The organism is Burkholderia sp. Bp9004 (assembly GCF_003858025.1).
GTDB lineage: Bacteria > Pseudomonadota > Gammaproteobacteria > Burkholderiales > Burkholderiaceae > Burkholderia > Burkholderia diffusa.
The window spans coordinates 102,722-123,926 of record NZ_QTQD01000007.1 but is presented as its reverse complement, the minus strand read 5'-3'; the positions used below and the strand labels follow the sequence as shown (position 1 = coordinate 123,926).

The 21,205-nt window shown below is 66.5% G+C and carries 21 protein-coding genes; 5 read left to right on the top strand and 16 right to left on the bottom strand.

What is annotated here, in order from left to right:
- Positions 1 to 78: 78 nt before the first annotated feature.
- From DIE08_RS10815 to DIE08_RS10745, 15 genes are all read right to left on the bottom strand, one after another.
- Entirely contained in the window at positions 79 to 1,053 is a 975-nt protein-coding gene (locus DIE08_RS10815; RefSeq protein WP_124901874.1) for a type II secretion system F family protein, read from the bottom strand.
- Positions 1,054 to 1,091: 38 nt separating this feature from the next.
- Positions 1,092 to 2,069, bottom strand: a complete 978-nt coding sequence (locus DIE08_RS10810) for a type II secretion system F family protein (RefSeq protein WP_124627442.1) — start codon at positions 2,067 to 2,069, stop codon at positions 1,092 to 1,094.
- Positions 2,070 to 2,102: 33 nt separating this feature from the next.
- Positions 2,103 to 3,470 (bottom strand): CpaF family protein, encoded by a 1,368-nt coding sequence (locus DIE08_RS10805; protein WP_124627440.1) that lies wholly within the window; start codon positions 3,468 to 3,470, stop codon positions 2,103 to 2,105.
- A 19-nt stretch (positions 3,471 to 3,489) separates the two neighbouring features.
- A complete protein-coding gene (locus DIE08_RS10800; RefSeq protein WP_124627438.1) occupies positions 3,490 to 4,698 on the bottom strand; it encodes a CpaE family protein in 1,209 nt (402 codons plus the stop codon).
- A gap of 21 nt (positions 4,699 to 4,719) precedes the next feature.
- Positions 4,720 to 5,163: a TadE/TadG family type IV pilus assembly protein gene (locus DIE08_RS10795; protein ID WP_059599667.1), complete on the bottom strand. Its 444-nt coding sequence runs from the start codon at positions 5,161 to 5,163 to the stop codon at positions 4,720 to 4,722.
- Positions 5,160 to 5,693 carry a TadE/TadG family type IV pilus assembly protein gene (locus DIE08_RS10790; RefSeq protein ID WP_124627436.1) on the bottom strand — a complete coding sequence of 178 codons (534 nt, stop codon included), beginning with the start codon at positions 5,691 to 5,693 and terminating at the stop codon, positions 5,160 to 5,162. The genes DIE08_RS10795 and DIE08_RS10790 overlap by 4 nt, the downstream gene beginning before the upstream one ends.
- 13 nt (positions 5,694 to 5,706) lie before the next feature.
- Positions 5,707 to 6,978, bottom strand: coding sequence for a pilus assembly protein TadG-related protein (locus DIE08_RS10785; RefSeq protein WP_124901873.1), 1,272 nt, complete (start codon positions 6,976 to 6,978; stop codon positions 5,707 to 5,709).
- Positions 6,979 to 7,003: 25 nt separating this feature from the next.
- Positions 7,004 to 7,303 carry a hypothetical protein gene (locus DIE08_RS10780; RefSeq protein WP_059599670.1) on the bottom strand — a complete coding sequence of 100 codons (300 nt, stop codon included), beginning with the start codon at positions 7,301 to 7,303 and terminating at the stop codon, positions 7,004 to 7,006.
- Between the two features lie 20 nt (positions 7,304 to 7,323).
- Positions 7,324 to 9,285 (bottom strand): type II and III secretion system protein family protein, encoded by a 1,962-nt coding sequence (locus DIE08_RS10775; protein WP_124901872.1) that lies wholly within the window; start codon positions 9,283 to 9,285, stop codon positions 7,324 to 7,326.
- Positions 9,286 to 9,400: 115 nt separating this feature from the next.
- Positions 9,401 to 10,246 (bottom strand): Flp pilus assembly protein CpaB, encoded by an 846-nt coding sequence (cpaB, locus tag DIE08_RS10770; RefSeq protein ID WP_124901871.1) that lies wholly within the window; start codon positions 10,244 to 10,246, stop codon positions 9,401 to 9,403.
- A gap of 35 nt (positions 10,247 to 10,281) precedes the next feature.
- Positions 10,282 to 11,682: an ATP-binding protein gene (locus tag DIE08_RS10765; RefSeq protein ID WP_124627428.1), complete on the bottom strand. Its 1,401-nt coding sequence runs from the start codon at positions 11,680 to 11,682 to the stop codon at positions 10,282 to 10,284.
- Positions 11,683 to 11,714: 32 nt separating this feature from the next.
- A complete protein-coding gene (locus DIE08_RS10760) occupies positions 11,715 to 12,254 on the bottom strand; it encodes a prepilin peptidase (RefSeq protein WP_124627426.1) in 540 nt (179 codons plus the stop codon).
- A 31-nt stretch (positions 12,255 to 12,285) separates the two neighbouring features.
- Complete coding sequence (locus tag DIE08_RS10755; RefSeq protein ID WP_059599675.1) at positions 12,286 to 12,492, bottom strand: Flp family type IVb pilin; 207 nt, start codon at positions 12,490 to 12,492, stop codon at positions 12,286 to 12,288.
- A 167-nt stretch (positions 12,493 to 12,659) separates the two neighbouring features.
- Positions 12,660 to 12,842: a Flp family type IVb pilin gene (locus DIE08_RS10750; RefSeq protein WP_059599676.1), complete on the bottom strand. Its 183-nt coding sequence runs from the start codon at positions 12,840 to 12,842 to the stop codon at positions 12,660 to 12,662.
- A 97-nt stretch (positions 12,843 to 12,939) separates the two neighbouring features.
- Positions 12,940 to 13,167 (bottom strand): hypothetical protein, encoded by a 228-nt coding sequence (locus DIE08_RS10745; protein WP_124627423.1) that lies wholly within the window; start codon positions 13,165 to 13,167, stop codon positions 12,940 to 12,942.
- A 711-nt stretch (positions 13,168 to 13,878) separates the two neighbouring features.
- Between DIE08_RS10745 and DIE08_RS10740 the strand changes: the two genes are divergently transcribed.
- From DIE08_RS10740 to DIE08_RS10720, 5 genes are all read left to right on the top strand, one after another.
- Complete coding sequence (locus DIE08_RS10740; RefSeq protein WP_124901952.1) at positions 13,879 to 15,117, top strand: glycosyltransferase family 87 protein; 1,239 nt, start codon at positions 13,879 to 13,881, stop codon at positions 15,115 to 15,117.
- Positions 15,114 to 16,493 carry a glycosyltransferase family 87 protein gene (locus DIE08_RS10735; protein WP_124901870.1) on the top strand — a complete coding sequence of 460 codons (1,380 nt, stop codon included), beginning with the start codon at positions 15,114 to 15,116 and terminating at the stop codon, positions 16,491 to 16,493. Before DIE08_RS10740 ends, DIE08_RS10735 begins: the two co-directional genes overlap by 4 nt.
- A 27-nt stretch (positions 16,494 to 16,520) precedes the next feature.
- Positions 16,521 to 17,564 carry a glycosyltransferase family 2 protein gene (locus tag DIE08_RS10730; protein ID WP_124901869.1) on the top strand — a complete coding sequence of 348 codons (1,044 nt, stop codon included), beginning with the start codon at positions 16,521 to 16,523 and terminating at the stop codon, positions 17,562 to 17,564.
- Positions 17,565 to 17,579: 15 nt separating this feature from the next.
- Positions 17,580 to 17,963, top strand: a complete 384-nt coding sequence (locus DIE08_RS10725; protein WP_124901868.1) for a GtrA family protein — start codon at positions 17,580 to 17,582, stop codon at positions 17,961 to 17,963.
- A gap of 325 nt (positions 17,964 to 18,288) precedes the next feature.
- Entirely contained in the window at positions 18,289 to 19,371 is a 1,083-nt protein-coding gene (locus tag DIE08_RS10720) for a PHB depolymerase family esterase (RefSeq protein WP_124901951.1), read from the top strand.
- Between the two features lie 18 nt (positions 19,372 to 19,389).
- Here DIE08_RS10720 and DIE08_RS10715 read toward each other — a convergent pair whose 3' ends face one another.
- On the bottom strand, positions 19,390 to 21,162 hold the full coding sequence (locus tag DIE08_RS10715; protein ID WP_124901867.1) for a histidine kinase: 1,773 nt from the start codon (positions 21,160 to 21,162) through the stop codon (positions 19,390 to 19,392).
- Positions 21,163 to 21,205: the final 43 nt, after the last annotated feature.

The window sequence follows — 21,205 nt, the reverse complement described above, 5'->3', positions numbered from 1 at the left end:
GAAGACGGTGACCGTGCCGGCCCGGCAATGCCCGGTCGGCACGTACATCCGGTTCGCGCGGCAGTCCCGCGCCGCTGCTTACTGCCCGATACTGGTGAAGGTCGGCAGCAGCACGCGATACACATGAATCATCGCCGGCCCGAGCAATACGCACATCAGCGCCGGGAAGATGCAGAAGATCAGCGGGAACAGCAGCTTCAGCGCGATCTTCGCGGCGCGCTCCTCGGCGCGCATCCGCCGTCGCGTGCGCAGCATGTCGGACAACACGCGCAGCGATTCGGCGATGCTGGTGCCGAAGCGATCGGCCTGGATCAGCATCGCGCAGAACGATTCGATATCCTCGACGCCGGTCCGCAGTGCCAGATTGCGCAGCGCGGTTTCCTTCGTGAACCCGGAACGCATCTCGAGCAGCAGCAAGTCGAGTTCACCCGCGACCACTTCGCTGCGAAAGCGCAGTTCCTCGCTCACCCGCATCAGCGCCGCGTCGAGCCCGAGCCCTGCTTCGACGCATACGGTCATCAAGTCGAGCGCATCCGGGAAGTCCTCGAAAATCACTCGCTGACGCGTCGCGATCCGCCGCCTGAGGATCATGTTCGGCACGTAGTAGCCGATCCCGGCGAGCGCGACGAGGATGAACGACAGCAGCATGCGTTGACCCGCGAGCCGGGTCGTGGCGAGCGCCAGCAGCGCGACGCCCGGCAGCGCCAGCGCGAGTACCGTCTTCGCCGCGAAGTAAAGCGCGCCCGCGTTCGGATCGCGCCAGCCGGCGTTCATCAGCCGGATCCGCAGCGGTGAATTCTCCCAGCCCTCCTGCGGCACCGACAGCCGGGAAATCGGTTGCGACAGCTCGACGAGCTTCGCGACCCAGCGCGATGGCTGCCCGCCGCCATCGCCCGCGCCGGCGCCGATGCCTACACTTGCTCCGCTCGCCTGCTGGATCCGGCGCTCCATGTTGCGCGGCGCAAACAGCAGCATCGCGACCAGCACGCCGCCGGCGACGAAGATGAACAAGCCGGCCAGCATCACGGTATGTACTACGCTCAGGTTTTGCATGACAGCCTCGAATCGGTTCGTGAAGCCTGAGACACGCGTCAGACGCGAATCCGGATGATGCGTCGGATCCACAGCATGCCGAATGCCATCGACCCCAGCATCACTCCGACCATCTTGATGCCGGCCGGATCCTGCCAGAGCACCGACAGAAACTCCCGGTTCAACACCGCCATCATGCCCGCCGTGCCGAATGGCAGCAGCCCGAGGATCCAGGCCGACAGCCGCCCTTCCGCCGACAGCACGCGGACCTTGTCGAACAGCTTGAAGCGCTCGCGAACCAGCGATGCGATGCTGTCGAGCAGCTCGGCCAGGTTGCCACCGGTCTCGCGCTGGATCAGCACCGCGATCACGAAGTAGCGCAGGTCATGGGCCGGCACGCGTGTCGCAAGGTTCACCAGCGCATCGTGCAGCGATACGCCGTAATTGATCTCGTCGAACGTGATCCGGAATTCACCGCCCATCGGATCGGGAAACTCCTCGCCGACCATCCCGAGCGCGCTCGTAAAGGAGTGGCCGGAGCGCAGCGCGCGCGCGATCATGTCGCAGACATCCGGCAGTTGGCGCTCGAGCTTGAGCATCCGCCGGTTGCGATGCCGCATCACGTACATTGCCGGCATGCACGCGGTCAGCAGCGCAATCGGCAACATGGCGATCAGGGGCAACGGAGTGAACAGCAGGACGAGCATCGCCGTCACCGGCAACACCGCGGTGTACACGACGAGCTTCGCCACCGTCCAGTCGAGCCCCGATTGCTGCAGCAGCAAATCCACCGACTGCACGCGCGGCATACGCATCAACAGCCGGTCGAACGGTTTCGATTCGTCGAGCATCCGCTTCTTGAGAATCGACAGCCGCTCCTGCTGCACGCTGCCGCCGGCCGACATCGCGCGCAGGCGCGACTCGATCCGGCGTGCCGCGGCACCGTGGCGTGAGTTCCACCATTGATAGACACCTTCGATCGCGAGCACCACCGCGACGAAGGTGAGAATCACAAAACCATAGAATATCGAGTCCATGAGACCTCCCCGGAATCAGACGACGGCGCGTCGTCACTTCGTCTCGTAACGCTGCGCCGGGTCGTAGAGTGAATCCGGCAGGTTGATGCCGAACGACTGCAGCCGCTCGGCGAACTTCGGCCGCACGCCGGTCGCGCAGAAGTGTCCGCGCACAGTCCCGTCGCGATCCATGCCGGTGCGCTTGAACGTGAAGATCTCCTGCATGTTGATGATGTCGCCTTCCATCCCGGTCAGCTCCTGGATGCTGACGATCTTGCGCTTGCCGTCGGTAAGCCGCGTCGCCTGGACCACCACCGAAATCGCCGACGCGATCTGCTGGCGCATCGTCTTCGGCGGCAGCGTCAGGCCGCCGACGCTGATCATGTTCTCGAGCCGCGTGAGCGCGTCGCGCGGCGTGTTTGCGTGGATCGTCGCGAGCGAGCCTTCGTGGCCGGTGTTCATCGCATTGAGCATGTCGAGCGCTTCCGCGCCGCGCACTTCGCCGAGAATGATCCGGTCCGGCCGCATCCGCAGCGCGTTGCGCACGAGCGTGCGCTGCGTGATCTCGCCCTTGCCCTCGATGTTCGGCGGCCGCGTTTCCAGCCGCAGCACGTGCGGCTGCTGCAGTTGCAGCTCCGCTGCGTCCTCGATCGTCACGATCCGCTCCGATCGCGGGATGAAGCCCGACAGGATGTTGAGCAGCGTCGTCTTGCCGCTGCCCGTCCCCCCCGACACGAGCACGTTCACTTTCGCCTTGGCCAGCGCATCGAGCAGCTCCGCCATCGGCGGCGTGAGGCTCTGGTAGCTCACGAGGTCGTCCATCTTCAGCGGGTTGACCGCGAAACGCCGGATCGACATCAGCGGCCCGTCGATCGCCGACGGTGGAATGATCGCGTTCACGCGCGAGCCGTCCGGCAAACGCGCATCGACCATCGGGGTCGATTCGTCGATGCGCCGCCCGACCCGCGACACGATCTTCTCGATCACCTTCATCAGGTGCGCGTCGTCGTAGAACGTCACGTCGGTCAGCTCGAGCTGGCCGGCGCGCTCGACATAGACCTGCCGGTACGTGTTCACGAGGATGTCGGAGATCCCGGGGTCGCGCAGTAGCGCCTCGAGCGGGCCGAAACCGAACATTTCGTCGTACACGTCGATCACGAGCTGGCGCCGCTCGATGTCGTTCGCGAGCAGGCGCTCCTCGTCGAGGATGCGCGAGATCAGCGCCGAGATTTCCTGCCGCACCTGTTCCTGCGGCAGGCGTGACAGACGCTCCAGCTCGACCCGTTCAAGAACCGCCGAGTGAATTTCACGGCGCAGCCTCTGGTACGCGTCGCGTACCGACGAATGCGTCGCACCCGCCGGATCGGTGCTCGTCGCCTGGGGCTGCGTCCGGTACAAGGACATCTGTTCGCGCAATGACATGATGGTTTCCCCGAAAGATTCACATGGACTTGAGCTTCGGCGTGGCCTTGCGGCCGAACAGCCGGGACATCAACGGTTCGCTGCTGGACGCGTCGTGCCTGGTGCGCACGTCCCCTTCGACGATCTGCTTCGCACAGGCCTGCAACGCACGCGTAACCGCTGCGCTGCGTGCGACGCGCGAGACCGGATGCCCCAGGTCGAGCGCTTCGCGCACGGTATCGGCGTCGTCGGGTATCGTGCTGCTCGCATGCAGGCCGAGCACTTCCTCGAGCGCGGTGCGGGACCGTTCGCCCGCGCGTGTCATCCGGTTCACCACCAGCCGCATCTGGTCGGTCGGGTAGCCGAGCGACACGAGAATCTCAAGCAGCCGGCGGCCCGCGCGCACGTGCGGCATCGCGGGCTGCAGCACGAGCTGGATCTGGTCGCTGCGATCCAGCGCGATCATCGACAGCGGATTGATGCTCACGCCGATGTCGAAGATCACGAAGTCGTAGCGCGGCGCCGCGACGCCGAGGATCCATTCGAGCGCATCCTCGCGCATCTCCGCGGCCTTGACCGGGTCGCCCGCGCCCGCCAGCACGTGGAAGGTCGGCGTCACGTGCGCGACGCTCGCGTCGAGAAACGCGCCGTCGAGTCGCTCGATCTGCGCGCACAGCTGCGGCAGCGTCGACGGCGGCGTCTCGTCGCTGACGAGGAACGCGGCATCCGCGAACTGCTGGTTCAGATCGACCAGGAGCACGCGGCGCTTATATCCTTCAGCGATCTCGTACGCGACATTGCTCGCGGCGAAGCTCGTGCCCGCGCCGCCCTTGCACGACATGAACGACACGAAGCGCGTATCTTCGGCGTCGCGTCGCGTGCTTTGCGCGGCGGCACGCTCGAGCGCACGGGCCAGCGCCGCGGGGTCGATCGGCCACTGCAGCACGTCGCGCGCGCCGGCGCGCATCGCGTCCAGCAGCACGTTCGGCGCCGCGTCGGCCGTCACCAGGATGCAGGTCAGGCCCGGGTGCAGCCGGCAGATGCGCTCGAGCGCCGACAGCTCGGTCGCATCGGTCGTCGCGCCGTCGATCAGCAGGATGTCGAATGAATCGAGTCCGTCCGTTCGATTCTCGATCTGCGACGATCGTCCATGCGCGCGTGTCACGCGATAGTGTCCGCTGTCGGTGACCAGGCGCGCGATCTGCGTGAGCCGGGCGGTATCGTCGGCAGCTACGAGGATATTGATCATGGCTGTGCCTCGTCGGTTCGATTATTGACAGGCGGTGCCGCCCGTGGATGAATTCAGGCTTTCACGCGACAGCGTCGTGGTGAACGGCGGCATCGTGATCGAGACGCTAGCGAGCGGAATCATCGTCTTGACCGTGAAGTTGGTCATGCTGACGGTCACGAACGAGCAGGAGCTCACGTCGCAGCCCGACGGCGTGTAGCTCACCGACACGTTCGCACTCGACACCATCGGCATCAGCGACTTCACTCGCTTCACGACGCCGGCGGCGTTCACGTCGCAGACGATCGCCGTGCGTGCGCCGAGCCGGATCGCCTCGGCCGCCGTGTTCCAGTAAAACAGCACGCGCCCGAATTCGAAGACGCCGATCAGCAGCATCATCAGGATCGATGCGATCAGCGCGAATTCGACGATCGTCGCGCCGCGTTGGGCGCGACGGCGCGACGGCAGACAGGAGCGCGGGTTCATGACACTTGCCTCATCACGGTGACGATGTTGCCGAAAGTGATCGACGACAGCCCCGGGTAGGCCGGAATCGGCTGGTACTTATAGCCCTTCACCTTCACCTCGACGACGTTGATGCTGCCGGTCGCCGTGCCGCTTGCCGCGTTGTTGGTCGCGTCGTAGGTCGGCAGGTTCGCGAATTGCGGTGGATCGGACGCGTCGGCGCAATCGCTCGAATGCGCGGCGTCGCACACGATCACCATCGATGTCGTGAGCCCCGGCACCAGCTCGGTGCCCGCAGACCCGCAGGTCGTGTTGCCGTAGACGACCAGGCACTGCGCCGCCGCGAGCGGATACGCGCTGTCGGCCGGCAGATAGACCGACAGGTAGCGCGCCGCGTCGCGCGTCGCCTTGGTGAGGGTCTCGTACTGATAGATCGCGCGGCCGAACTCGGCCACACCGGTCGCGAGCACGATCATCGGCATCAGCACGAGCGCGAACTCGACCGCGGCGACACCGCGCATGCGCGACCGGCGAATCGGGAGCCTTTTCATGATCGCGTCTCCTCTATTGAACGAGCATCGGCACTTTGAGGCCGACCGAGCTGCCGCTGCCCGGCAAACCGTGCGTCGCGCAAGGCGTGCTGCCGGACGACGCCGAGCCGAGGTATTCGAGATGCGCGACGACCCCGCCGGCGCCCGGGCTGAACGGCAGCGGATCCAGCATCAGCACGCAGTCCCACTGCGTGACGGTCAGCTGGTTGCTTGCCCCGTTCAGCGTCGAGCAGTCGCCCTCGGGGGCGAGCGCGACCCGGCGGTCGCCGCCGAACATCTGATAGTTGCTTGCCGTGGCGGTTCCGTTGGTCGCGATGCCGCTGCCGGCGGGCGGTGCACCATCGCCCTGGTAGGACTTGAAGCTCGCACGATCGAGCACGAACTGGTTGTACGCGTCGCCGACGATGCCCGCGGTTCCCGGCGGCCCGTAGTTGGGGCCGACGTACGCGTAGCCGGTGAAGTCCGGCTGGCCGCTCGAGCCGTTGGCGCCGTTCGTGTAGATGCCGAAGCGGGTATTCCACGCGCGCAGCGACGCGGACTTCAGGCCCGTCGAACCGAGGGTGGGCGGCGACGTGATGTTGCAGGTATTGCCGGACAGTTCGCTGGCGATCGTCGTTTCATTGGTCGAACCGTCGAGCGCGGCCCAGCCGAAGTTGCCGGGCCCGTACGTCGACGACGAGCCGGAAGGCGACGAGATCCAGTCACCGACCTTGTACGGCGCGGCGGCCGCCGCGCGGCACACGAACACCGGGATCGCACAGGTGGTCTGCCCGGCGCCCACCGTCGCGATCGCGCTGGCCGAGACCTGCGCCGCGTTCGCGACCTGCACACCGGGAATCGTGTTGAGCACCTCGATGAACCAGTGCGCGATGTTGGTCAGCTGCGCCGTGCACTTCACGTACTTGATGTTCGCCGGCGTGGCGACCGCCGTCTTCGTCAGGAACGGATTGGTCAGCGAATCGCTGAACGTGACGTTCGAATCCGTCTGCATCTGCACCGCGTTCTGCTGAAAGAAGGCGAAATTCGAGTGGCCGGCGGCGATGCCGTCCGCTTCCGCGACCTGCAGGCTGATGGCCGACGTGAGGTCGCGCGCAGCGGACAGCGCGCATGAGTCGGCGCTGTTCTGAAGTTCGCTGCGCGTGACGTACAGCTTGCCGAGGTCCAGCGCGAGACCGACGAATCCGATCATCACCGCCAGCGCGAGACCGACGATGATCGCGACGGCGCCTTGCTGGCGATGCAACCCTCGACGCGTGAGTTTCGGATGACGAGCTGCGCTGGACATGGCGTTCTCCCTGAGCGTGCCTGTGTTATTGGCCCGACGACTTGCCGATCCCGATCACGAATGCATTGGCTTTCGGCTCGGGCTGCCTGAACGACTTGTCGTAGTTGTCGAGCGCGGCCGCGGCGGCGCTGCCGTCGACCCCCGGGCGCGAGGCCGCGTGTTCGGCGGCATGCGGATCGATGATCTGGGCTTGCGTGACGGCGCGGACCGAGTCGCCGAAGCGACTGTCCCACACCGGCGTCGACGACATGCAGCCGGCAAGCGCGAACGCGAGCGGGACGGCGAGCGCCGCACGGCGCACGAATACGAGGTAGGCGGATTTCATGAGCTTCCCCTTGGATGGCTTCAACGATCGGTGGACGCGGGTTCCGCATTCGCCCGCGCGATCTGCGCGTGGGCGGCGGCCGGCAGACTGTTCTTCGAATGCGGCGCGGGTTTGGCCGGCGTGTCGGAGCCAGCCGCCGCGAGACGCGCGGCAGCGGCTTCGATGCGCGCGATCCGTGCCGCGCTGGCCGCATCGGCCTGCGGTTGCGGTTTCGGCTGCGACTGCGCGGCATGCGCCGGCTCGGCGTTCACCGCTCCTGCCGCGGCGGCCGCTGCAGCCGCCGGCTTCTCAGGCTGCGCCGGCACCGGTGCCGGTGTGTCGGCGGGCTGCGGCGCACGCGGAGCGGGCAGCGCGGCGGCCGGTGCGGCCGGCGCAGCCGATTGCGGCGCGGGAGCAGGTGCCGGCGTCTGCGGTGCATCCATCGCGCCGTTCGCCGGTTGCGCGCCCGCCTTGCGGACACCCTTGCGCCCTTCCATGTTGCCGGTCGCATACACGTCGGCTTCGTTGGGCTTCGAGAAGCTGTCGGTCGGCAGCGGCAGGTCGGCGGTCTGCAGCGGCCTCACCAGGTGCGGCGTGATCACGAAGATCAGCTCGGTGCGGTCCTGCTGGAACGACGTGCTGCGGAACAGCGCGCCGAGCACCGGTACCTCGCCGACGCCGGGAATCGCCTTCAGCGCGCCGCTCGCGTTGTCCTTGATCAGCCCGCCGATCGCGAACGATTCGCCGTCGCCCATCTGGACCGTCGTCGACGCGCGCCGTGTCGTGATCAGCGGCAGGATCGAGGTGCCGCCGATGTTGGTCGCGCTCAGCGTGACGCCCGTCTGCGACAGCTCCGACACTTCCGGCGCAACCTTCAGGCTGATCCGGCCGTTCCCGAGCACCGTCGGCGTGAACTTCAGCGCGACACCGAACTCCTCTTCCTGCAGCGTGATCGACGACGTGCCCGTCCCGCTGCTCTGCGGCACCGGGATGAAGATCTTGCCGCCGGCAAGGAATGTCGCCTCCTGGCCGCTGATCGTCACGAGGTTCGGCTCCGCGAGGATCTTGACGAGGTTGTCGGTGTTCTGCGCATCGGCCGCGATGCTGAACGGCTTGTTGTTCGCCTTGTTGAAGATCCCGGCGCTCGCGACACCCGCGAGCAGGTTGCTGACGAGCGCACCGCTCCAAGAGCCGAATCCGCCCTGGATGTTGAATGCGCTGCCCATCTGGTTGATCAGCGTCTTCGACACTTCGGCGACCTTCACCTCGAGCATCACCTGCTGCGGCGACGTGACGGCCAGCATGTTCAGCACGCCGGCGCCCTTGCCGCCGCCGTCACCGGCGCTGTCGCCGTACGCATGAGCGATCTGCACCGCCTGCTGCGCGGCCAGCGAGTTCGACACCGTGCCGGCCAGCACGATCGTGCCGGCGGCGGTCGATACGTGAATGTCGCGCTCGTTCGGCATCAGCTGCATCAGCGACGCCTGCAGGCCGCCGGCGTCCGCGCCGACCGCCACGTCGATCACGCGGCATGCACCGCTGCGACCCTGCACGATCATGTTGGTCGTGCCGACCGACAGCCCGAGGATGTACAGCGTCTGCGGCGACACCATCGTCGCCTGCGCGACGGCCGGGTTGCCGATGGTCCGGTTGCGGACAGGCTCCGGCATCGGCACCAGCAGCGACTTGCCGAGCGGCACGCTGACGCTGGTCGACTCGCGCACCGCGCCCACGCAATTCGGTCCGCGCAGCGGGCCCGACGATGCGGCAGCCGCGGCGGCAGGCGCCGGCGCCATGCTGATCGTCATCTGCATCGGCCCCTTGGCGACGGCAGCCGGCGCGCTCGCGCCGCCCTTCATCAGCGCAGCCGATTCCGCGCCTTCCTGGGCCAGCGCGCTGTACACCGTCAGCCACCCCGTACACAGGATCGCGGCCATCATCGTGCCCCGTGCGATACGCGTGCGCACCGGGCCGGTACCTGAATATTGCGGATTGATCTTCATTTCGTCTGATCCCCCGAGTGACCGGCGAGCGGCCGGTTGTCGACTTCCAAGGCCGCCGTGCCCTGACGGCGGCCGATCTGGTTAATCTGTTTATCTGGATGTGTGTTCTACGGTTTCAAAAGCATTCGACGCTGCCCCGTACCCCGGTCAGCACGCCTACACAATCGTGCCGTGCGTCCGGTGCCGCGTGCGACGCAACGTGCACGCGCACGGTCCGTACGCGTTCGTGTACCGGTGCGGGCGTCGCGTCGGGTACCGGAGCCTTGCCGAGCAGCGTCAGCTTGGTCGCGCCATCGGTCGTCAGCGTCTTCTGGTCGACCTGGTTGCGCAGCACGAGCGACAGCGTGCCGACGCTGCGCGCGAGGTCGAGGCGTTCGGCCTGATCGGGCGTGACTTCGAGCGTCACCGCGTTGACGACCTTCGGTGCGGTGTCGTCGCGGCTGACCTGCTGCGCGACGGCCAGCACCAGGATGTGCTCGAGCACGATCTTGGAGATGCTCTGCCCGTCGGTCTTGCCCTGCTGTTCCTGCGTGTTGACGATCACGTCGACGTAGTTGCCCGGCAGCGCGAAGCCCGCGACGCCCACCACGTCGTTCACCCGCACCGTGATCGCACGGCTGCCGTCGGCGATCACGGCGGACAGCCCGCCCTTCGTGCCGACCGGCGCGAGTTTCGACTCGATCACCGGTTCACCGCGTGCGAGGCTCGTGCGCACGACGCGCCCTTCGAGTTCCTTCGTGTCGGTGAACGCGCCGGTCGGCACGCTGCCCGACGGCCAGCTCACCATGCGGATCTGGTTCGGCCCGAGCGGCTCGCCCAGGTTCAGGTCGGTGGTCGCCACCGCGACCGACGTGACCGAGCTGCTGGATGTATTCATCAACCAGCGGGACGCGAACACGACCGCGGCAAGGCCCGCGACCATCGCGACGATCAGCATCATGAGCGCTCGACTGTTTTTCATGGCAATGCTCCTCAACGAATCGTGAAAGAAACGGCTCAACCGGTTATGTACGTGTGACCGCCGTGCTCGGCAGGCGGCAGATATCCGCCGTCGCGCTCGGGCGCGGTGCCGAAATAACTGGCCCATGCGTCATGCAGCGCGTCGTGCGTCACCTCGAGCGGATCGCCGCGATACCGCGCGCCGGCGGCGACGAGGCGCAGCAGATCCATCGGGAAGCATGCGAGATATGCCTTGCCGGTCGGCAGGTGCAGCCGGTGCAGCAGATAGTCGAAGGCGTCCTGACTCGACACCAGTCCGAGCGACTCGCATGCGGCGTCGAACACCGCGCGGTAGTGGTCGATCGACAGCGCGCCGACGTGAAGCTTGGAACCGAGCCGGCGCAGGAATGCGTCGTCGGCGAACTGTTCCGGCGCCAGGTTGCTCGAGAACACCGGCCAGACGTCGAACGGCAGCACGAATCGATTGCCGGATTCGAGCGTCAGGAAATCCACGCCTCGATCGAGCGGACGCAGCCAGCGGTTGAGCAGGTCGCGCGGCTCGACACGCTGGCGGCCGAGATCGTCGATGATGTACATGCCCATGTTCGCCTTCATGTGCGGCGGCGCCTGGTAGAAGCCCGCCGCGTCATCGCGGCGCAGGTCGAGTTCGTCAAGCGTCAGCTCGCCGCCGGACATCACGACCGGCCGCTCGCACAGGCGCCAGCGGCGATCGACCGACTGGCCCTCCGTTTGCAACGGCGCGTCGACATGCACGAGCGGATCGTGGATCTGGATGACTTCCCCGGCCGCATAGATCGCATACGGCACCGGTACGTGGCCGCCCATCAACGCGCCGAGCCGCTCGGCGAGGAAGGTCTTGCCGCTGCCGGCGGGGCCGTAGATCAGCAGCGGACGGCCGGAGTTCAGCGCGGCGGCCGCCGAGTCGAGTACCGACGTGTCCATCACGATGCCTTCGAATACGGCCCACACGTCGTTCTGAGCCACGTGCAGCTTGCGCACCGAATGGGTGGACACGCAGTCGAGATACGCGTCGAGCGTCACCGGCGCGGGCCCGCTGTACGTGCTGCGCGCACACTCCTCGAGTGCGGCCACGCGGCCCGCGTCGGTCAGGCGGAACGTCACGTCGAGATCCGTCTTGCCGCGATGGGTGAGTTCGACCAGATGCTCGCGCACCAGGAACGCGAAGACGTCGTCGAGCACCGCGAGCGGCAGGCAGTGGCGCTCGATGAGGTCGCCGTAGGACGGACGGCCGAGCACCAGCGTCGACTTCAGCACGAGCCCTGCGACGAATGCCTGGCTCAGTCCGGTTTCCTCGAGCGAGCGCGGCGCGGCAGGCAACTGCGTGCCCGGCTTCGCATGCGCCTCCCGCAACGGCGACGGATGCGGCAGGTGTGCAACCTGCGCGTCGCGCTTCGGTTCGGTGGGGATCGTGTTCATGTGCGTTTCATCCTCGTTGCGGGTTCGTCGCGCTAGACGCACGAAGCGAACAGCATGCCCAGCGTGCCGGCGGCAATTGCCACGCCATACGGCAACGCGCCGACCGACGCAACTTCGATGGGGCCGTCGGTTGCCCCTGCATACGCGCGGATCGAGCGATGCGCGATCAGCGCCCGGACGTTCGCGCACATCTGGCGCATGCGCCCGCGCAGCAGCACAAGGCCGATCGCGCCGATCCCGCCGGCCAGAAACGTGGCCAGCACGATGTAGAACGCCATCTGTGCGCCGACCCATGCGCCGATCGCCAGCATCAGCTTCACGTCGCCTGCAGCCATTCCGCGCATCAGATAGAACGGCAGCAGCATGCCGAAGCCGGTCGCCGCGCCGGCAAGCCACGCGAGTGCGCCCGCCTGGACCCCGTGCAGCGCGCACTGGGCGATCAGCGCGCCGGCCAGCCCGATCGCGACGAGCCGGTTCGGGATGCGTCGGCTCGTGATGTCCGTGCTGGCCGCGACGACGACGAGCAGCGTCACGCACAACGGGACCGGGTGAGGCAGTGCGGCAGGCAACATGGCGAACCTCGATTGGCTGTAATAGTCGGAATCACTGACCCAGTGCGGTATTGACCGCCGCGGTCACGATTGCCGCGATCATGTTGTACGCGTCTTGAACCGAACCCTTCAGGGTAACCACGCTTCCCAGCACGATGGTGGCGAACACTGCCGCGATCAGCGCGTACTCGATCGACGTCACCCCCTGCTCGTCGCCGATCCATCGCGATACCGCTACCGCACGTCCGCTGGTCCGCATGACAGCCTCCGATTCGGTTGATCGAAAGAGCGGGGAGACTCGCGCAGTGCACCGGCCGAGTCATCCGCCGTTCGCTCCGTTCGACATCTGTTGGTTGAGTGTCCGGCCCTGCACGAGTGACGGGATGGCGACGAACGGGCCGGACCCGCCGTTCGCCGCCCCGCCATTCAGATCGCTGCGTTGAGATCGTCTGCAATCGTGTTGAAGACGGTCTTGAGGTCGTTTCCGACCAACGTCAGCGCTGCAACGAGGCCGACTGCGATAAGTGCGGCAATCAGGCCGTATTCGATGGCCGTCACGCCTTGTTCGTCTTGAACGAAACCGCGGATCTTCGTGATGAACGTGGACATGGCTACTCTCCTTTCGCACTACTATAAAAACCCGTTGTCGGGGATCGACGCGGGGAGCGGGTACTGCCGGAACAACTCAAGGATTCGGATGCTGCGCTCAGCGACGCACACGGCAGGGTACGAGCCTGGCCGGGCGAACGATTGTCGGTGAGCTGATGCGTGCGATATGCATGCGCGCTGCGATCTGGCGAATGGCGCGATCGAGCAGAACGGCGAAATAACCGTCCCGGGCATGAATACGGATTGAACGGATGACGCTGACGCGTCGATTCCACTGCGGGTCTTCTTCGCGGCATGCGAGCCGCGGCGTGCTCTGGTCTTTCATTTTTATTCCCCAAATGCTGTCATGTGATTCTTTTTGCGCGGACGATGCCGTCGCCTATTCGCCCGGTCGACGTTTCCGGCGGTTTCCAAGGCCTGGGCGGCGTATTCCCCGACGCGCCCTCGATCCGTTGCTTTCCGCAGGTGATTGAGTCCGGTCTTGTCAGCCTGTTGCTTCAACCGGTCGTTCATCACGTCGTCGACTGTCGTGCGGACCTTGACGCAAAGAGCAGGCCAGCCGGAGGGAAAACGAGGCGCAGCAAGGGTTCCGTCGATTCATCCGTCGATCGGGTTTCGGCGCGCTGCACAAAATGTTTCAGATTTGATATACGCGTGCCGGCCGGCGCCGCGTGCCGGCAGGGCGCCGTCGTGCTGTGCAAGGGCCCCAAAAAATTTTCTCGGGATTTTCCCGAATCCGGGTCGCGCGTCGCCCGACGTGCATTCCGCACACCGCGGGACCGGTGAAAAACACGGAATGTTTCAAGCGAGAAACATCATTTGCCCCGGTACGGATTTCTCAGACGTGAAAAGCCGCTTTTCAGCCATGTCGCCGTCGAATCGACATTTCGCGATTCAGCCCGCGGTTTGCGTCACACGATTTTTTCTCCAACAATGCACTCACCGGACAGCGCCATCGAGCGCGATTCGATCCGGACACACGACAACACAAAATGGCTGCGCAAGACCAGGCAGCCTTCACTGCAAACGGGGCATCATGTACACAGCCAATCGTGGAGTGCGCTATCGCGCCAAACGCTGTGCTCAATGGCTGACAGCTGACCGGATCGTTCCGTACAGCTGCGTCATGCTGCTGCTTTGCGTGGCCTTTCTGATCACCTGGGGCGTCGTTACGGACACCTTCACGTCACAGACAGCTGCCCGACCGGGCGTCGACTTCTCCGTCTTCTGGACCGCGTCGCAGCTCGTGCTGCAAGGCCATGCCGCAGCGACCTATGATCCGGTCTTCTTCTCCCATGCCGAGGTAGCGCGGTTCGGTTCCTATATCGGTCACCAATCGCTGCCCTGGCTCTATCCGCCGACGATGCTGCTGTTCATCGCGCCGGTTGCCCTCGTGCCTTTCCTGCCCGCGTATTTCCTCTTTTTTGCGGGCAGCCTTTTATGCTATGCGTATGCCGTCCTGCGACTGTCGGGCCTGCGTGCGCACCTGCCCGTTCCGCGCGCCGCCGCGCTCGCCGTGCTCGCCTATTCGGGCGTGTTCGCGTGCGTCCTGTACGGGCAGAACAGCATCCTGACCGCCGGCATCGCCGCACTCGCGCTGCATTTCCTCGGCCGACGCCCGGTCGTCGCCGGCATGCTGATCGGGTTGCTCGCCATCAAGCCGCAGATGGCGCTGGTGTTTCCGTTCGTGCTGATCGCGACGCGCTCGTGGCGAACCTTCATGTCGGCAGCGGTCACGACCACGCTGTTCACGGTGGCCGGCATTGCGCTGACCGGCACGGGCTCCCTGAACGGCCTGGCCCATGCGATGTCGATCGTGCGCGGCATGCATTTCACCCTGCCGGCCTACTGGTTCGTTTCCCCAACGCCGTTCGCGGCGCTACGCCTCGCGGGTGCATCGATTCCGGTCTCGCTTGCCGCACAAGCCGCCGTGGGGCTGCTCGCAATCGCCGCCGCCGTTCAAGTCTGGCGTCGCACGAACGACATGCGGCTGCGCGGCGCGGCGCTGGCGGTCGCCACACTGTTGTCGACACCCTATCTGTGGCATTACGAGCTGGCCTGGCTCGGCATCGCGGTCTTCTGCCTGATCGCCCACGGTCTCGACGAAGGCTGGCTGCCGGGAGATCAGATCGTGATCGTGCTCGCGTGGCTGCTGCCGATATTCGAGGTGTTCAACCGGATCACGAGGCTGCCGCAGATCGGCCCGGTCGTGCTGCTCGCCGTCCTGTTCGTCGTCGTGCGTCGCTCGACCCTCGCGTCGCGGAATGCGCAATGAAATCGCCGCTCTCCCTTCTGCATGTCGATTCGGCCATCGACGCCCATCCGGAACTGCCGATCGCCGGCCCGCGCCGGTTCCCGCATTGGCTCAATCGTGATCGGGTGCGCCTCTATGCGGCAGCGGTACTGTTCACCGAGTTGCTGTTCATCTGCATCTATCTCGCACGCGTGCATGGGTCTCATACGTCCGTGCCCGAACCGCTCGCGCAGGATCTCGCGCCGATCTGGAGCGCCGCACGGCTCGCCGCGCTCGGGCATGCGGTGGACGCATGGCAGTTCTCCTCGCTCTTCTCGATCGAGAAACTCGCGATCCCGATGATGAACGCCGCGGACGGTTCGCTGCCGTGGCTTTATCCGCCGACCATGCTGCTGTTGGTGCTGCCGCTCGGCTGGATGCCTTACCTGCTCGCGCTGGTGCTGTGGCTCGGTGTTACCTACACGCTGTTCGTGGTGACGATCCGCGCCACCGTGCAGCGCGATGCCGCGCTGCTCTGCGCGCTCGCGTTCCCCGGCGCGTTCCTCACGGTGATCGTCGGGCAGACGAGCCTGTTGACCGCGACGCTCGCCGGCGTCGGACTGTTGACGCTGAATCGCCGCCCCGTTATCGCCGGCATCTGCTTCGGTTTGCTGACGATGAAACCGCAGATGGCGGTCCTGTTCCCGCTCGCGCTGCTTTGCGCCGGACAATGGCGCGCACTGGCCGCATGGGCCGCGACGATCGCCGTCGGCGTCGGACTGACGACGCTTGCGTTCGGATTCGAGTCGTGGATCGCATTCGTGCACGGCATCAACGACGCGTATCAGACGGTCGACGCGGGCCACGTCAAGCTCGCGCGCATGCCGACCGTGTTCGCGCTCGCCACCCTCGCCGGCTGGCCCGCGTATGTCGCGCGCGGCCTGCAGCTGCTGTCGGCCGCGGCCGCCGCGATCGCCGTCGTGTACGCGTGGCGTGGCGCGTGTTCGTACGCGCTGCGCGCCGCCACGCTCGCCTGCGCATGCCTGATCGTCAGCCCGTACCTGTACGACTACGACCTGACCTGGTACGGGCTCGTGATCGCGTGGTATGCGCGCTATGCGTGGACGCACGGCTGGCGACGCTTCGATCGCGAATGGCTGATGCTGATGTGGGCGACGCCGCTCGCCGGCCTCGCGATCGTCACGCATCTGTCGTTCCAGTTCATGCCGCTCGTCACGCTGGCGTCGCTGGCGCTGCTCGTCAGCCGGATTGCACAAGAAAGACACGACGTCCCGTCGATGCCCGACGCACACGACAACTCGACCGAGACCGGGTTCCCGCATCCGGTCCGCTCACACCACCGCCCGGCGCACGGACTGCGCCGCGCCGGCCGCCCCACCTTCGGTGCCGGCCGCTGATACGCACGTCTTACAGGGGAACTCATCATGCGCGAACCACTCTACACACCGCTCGTCTCGCTGGTCGTACCGTTCTACAACGAAGGCGAGGCCGTCGAACGCTTCTTCGACGTCGTGATTCCGCTGATGGCCGGTCTCGATGCGATCCGCTTCGAGATCGTCTGCGTGAACGACGGTAGCCGCGACGACACGCTCGAGCGCCTGATCCGGGTCAGCATGACCGACCGCCGCGTGCGCGTCATCGATCTCACCCGCAACTTCGGCAAGGAAGCGGCGCTGACGGCCGGCCTCGACGAGGCGGGCGGCGACGCGGTGATTCCGCTCGACGCCGACCTTCAGGATCCACCGAGCCTGATTCCGGTGATGCTCGAGCACTGGCGCAACGGTGTGGAAGTCGTCGCCGCGAAGCGCAGCAACCGCGCATGCGATTCGTTCTCGAAGCGCACCGCCGCCGCGATCTACTACCGCGTGCACAACCTGCTGTCGGACGTGAAGCTGCCGGAGAACGTCGGCGACTTCCGGCTGATGGACCGCAAGGTCGTGAACGCGCTGCGCAGCCTGCCCGAGCGTCATCGCTTCATGAAGGGGCTGTTCGCGTGGGTCGGCTACCAGACCGTGATCATCGAGTATCAGCGCGAAGCGCGCAGCGCCGGGCACTCGAAGTTCTCCGGCTGGAAGCTGTGGAACTTCGCGCTCGAGGGAATCACAAGCTTCAGCACCGTGCCGCTGCGCAGCTGGACCTACATCGGCCTCGGTATCGCCGCGCTCGCATTCCTGTACGGCGCGTTCATCGTGGGCCGCACGCTGCTGTTCGGCAACCCGGTGCTCGGCTATCCGTCGCTGCTGTCGGTGACGCTGTTCATCGGCGGGATCGAGCTCGTCGGCATCGGCGTGGTCGGCGAGTACATCGGACGCATCTATGACGAGTCGAAGCAACGCCCCGTCTATCTGATTCGCCGTCGCTACCAGACGCACGCCAAGGTGATCGAACTGCCGGTCGTGCGCGATGCGCGGCGCCCGAACGCACGCCGCCGCGCGCAGCCGGCCCGCGTGCGGGTGGGTGAGCGCTGAAGCGCGGAGGTAGCGATGTTCGAGCTGCTTTATGCCGAGCGCGTGCGGCTGGCGCGCTTCGGCCTGTCCGGGCTCGGCTCGACCGCGCTGCACGTGCTGATCGCATCCGCGATGTACACGCTGTTCGATGCGACTCAGGTGATCGCCAACGCCGTCGCGTTCGTCTGCGCGACGGCGTTCTCGTATCTCGCGAACACGCTGTGGAGCTTCTCGTCGACCGTGCGTTCGCGCAACCTGCTGCGCTATCTGACCGCCGCGCTGGCCGGCTTCGCCGAAACGATGCTGCTCGCGCGCACCGCCGAACTGCTCGACGTGCCTCGCGGCTGGGCCATCGTCGCGATCGCGCTGCTGATCCCGCCGACGATGTTCGTGATGCACCGGTTGTGGACGTATCGGTGAAGCGTCGACATCCGCTCGCACGCAACCGACATCCGTCGGCAGTGGGGTCAAAGCATTCACCGATTGGTCACGGAACCATCGCACCCGAGGCGAGCGACGCCTGTTAGCATGGTGCGTGGCCGGCCAGAATCGGGACGCTGCCGGATTGATGTCGCGCGGCGTGGTGTTCTGTCGGTCAGTCGCTCCCCGTATCGGCCGTGCCGAGGCACGCCGACGCGGACGCTTCCCGCGGCACGCATTGTGCGCTGCCGCCCGCATTCGCCGTCCATCCAGCGGCCGGGCTCGCCGCATGCTGTCGCGCGAGCTGCCGGCACGAGATCCGTCCATGCCCAGGAAAAAATCCAGCCTCTGGCTGCGGCCGTTCGATCTGCTTTCAGCCGCGGCGACTACGCGCCCCAAAAGGAAGACAGCCAAACCGGCGCCGTCCACCCAGCGCGCGGCCACCGCCCGAACCACGCGTCGCGTGCGCGCGCCGGCGCCGCCCGCACGGACATCGCCACACCAGGCACCCGGCACGTGGCTGCGCTCGTTTCATTCCGCGCGCCCCACCGCCGGCCGCCTCGTCAACCATCTCGCCTACGCGCTGTACCTGCCGGCCGCTTCGGCGGCGAGTGACGGCATGCCCGTCGTCGTGATGCTGCACGGCTGCAAGCAGTCGGCCGAGTCGTTTGCCGCGGGCACGCGCATCTGCCGCATCGCCGAGCGCGCCGGGTTTGCCGTGCTGTTTCCCGAACAGGCGAAGACAGCCCATTCGCATCGCTGCTGGAACTGGCATGGCGATGCGTCGCAGTCGGAGGCCCCGGCGATCGCGTCACTGATCGACGCGATCGTGCGGGCGCGCGGGTTCGACCGCGACCGGATCTACCTGGCCGGCATGTCGGCCGGCGCGGGACTGGCGGCACGGCTGGCGATCGAGTCTCCCGATCTGTTCGCGGCCGTCGGCCTGCACTCCGGTCCGGCCATCGCGCCGCCGTTGTCGACGATGGCCGCGATGAGCCTGATGCGCCGCGGCCTGCGCGACGATCCGATAAGCGTCGTCGACGCCTGCGTCGACGTGGGTGCTTATCCGGGCATGCCCGCGCTCGTCGTGCATGGCGGACTCGATACGGTCGTCGCCGATCAAAACGCGCGGCAGCTCGGCGTCGCGTTCGCGCGGATCAATCGGCTCGTCGACGAACAGGGCGAACTGCGTGTCGGCGAGCAACATACCTACGCGCATGACGATGCCGATTACACCGACTATCTGCGCGGCGGCCGGCTGATCGTCCGGGTCTGCATCGTCCGCCGCCTGGCGCACGCGTGGAGCGGCGGCGATCCGCGCGAAGCGTTCCACTCCGCGACGGGGCCGGACGCGACTGCGATGTTCTGGAATTTCTTTCGCAGGCGGCGGCGCAAGCGGGTGCGGTGACGACGCGTCGCCTGTCGCTTATGCCCGTTGCTCGACTGCCGCCGCCGCGTCCGCGCTGCCTTCGGCGCGCCGGATCGGCAGTCGAACGCAGAACGTCGTGCCGCGCCCCGGCTCGCTCGTCACGTCGATCGCCCCGCGATGGCGCTCGACGATGCCGTGCGACACCGACAGCCCCAGCCCCGTGCCCTGCCCGACCGGCTTCGTCGTGAAGAACGGATCGAAGATCCGCCGAACGACGTCGGGCGTCATGCCGGTGCCGGTATCGCTGATCGCGATCGACACCTGTTCGCCGTCGCTCGACGTGCGGATCGTGATCACGCCGCGCGACGGAATCGCATGTGCCGCGTTGACGAGCAGGTTCATGAATACCTGGTTCAACTGCGACGGAAGACATTCGACCTGCGGCACGTCACCGTACTCCCGGACGATGTCGGCCTTGTACTTGAGTTCGTTGTGTACGACGTTGAGCGTGCTCTCGAGGCCCGCATGGATATCCACCACGCTCCACTCGCCGCTGCCCGGCCGCGAGAAATCGCGCAGGTCCTGCACGATGCGCCGCACCCGCACCGCGCCGTCGATCGATTCGTCGATCAGCGTCACGATCTCGTCGCGCACGTAGTCCAGATCGGCCTCTCCGCGCATCGCCGTCAGCGCATCGCGCGTCGCCGGTTCCAGCTGCGTGAGCGCGGCGTCATGCGCGGCGATCACGTCGAGCAGGCTTCGCACCCACGTCCTGAGCGTATTGAGGTTCGCGCTGATGAAGCCGATCGGATTGTTGATCTCGTGCGCGACGCCGGCCGCGAGCTGGCCGATCGACGCGAGTTTTTCCGATTGCAGCAACTGCACGTGGGTTTCCTCGAGCGCCCGCAGCAGGCGCCGCTGTTCGTCCTTCTCCTGTTCGAGCCGACTCTGCGCCGCCCGGCGCTCGTCGATTTCGGTCGCCATGTTCTCGCGCGTGCGTTGCAGCATCGTCGTCGTCTGCTCGTAGCGCCGCAACGCCGTTTCGAGTTCCGCGGTCCGCAATCGCACCAGCCGTTCGAGCGTGTCCGTCATGCCGCGCAGAAAGGTCGTGCGCGCATCGAAGCGGCAGACGAGCAGCGTGACGATCAGCGTCGCCATCGTGAACAGTGCGATGGTGGTCGCGAGCCACGGTGCATCGATGCCGTTGGCGGCCCCGCAGCGCGCATCCGGCGCGAAATGCGCGGCCGCCATCGCGGTGTAGTGCATGCCCGTGATGGCGATGCCCATGATCAGCGCGGCGCCGATGCGTTGCGCGGTCGCATGGCGCGCTTGTTGCGCGCGCAACGTCTGCGCCATCCAGAGCGCGACGGTCGATGCGATCACCGCGACGCCGATCGACGCAGCGAACAGCGCGGGATCGTAGCGGATGCCGGGCGCCATGCGCATCGCGGCCATGCCCGTGTAATGCATGCCGACGATTCCGGCGCCCATCAGCACGCCGCCCGCCAGCAGGCGCCGGCGGCTCAACCGCGCGCGCGTGACGACGTTCAGCGCGAAATACGACACGAGCACCGCGATCGCCAGCGACGCGCCGGTATCCGGCAGCGCATAGCCGAGCGGGATCGGCAGCGACAGCGCCAGCATGCCGACGAAATGCATCGACCAGATTCCGGTGCCCATCGCGGCCGCGCCGCCGGCCAGCCACGCGCGCTTGAGCGTCGGGTTGTCGAGCAGCGAAATGAACGCGGCCAGGTCGAGCGCCGTATAGGACGCCAGCGTCGCGATGACGAGCGACAGCAGGACAAGCAGCAGGTTGTAGGTGCCATGCATGATCGAGCGCCCCAGTCGAAATGAACGCGTTGCGGCGACGCGC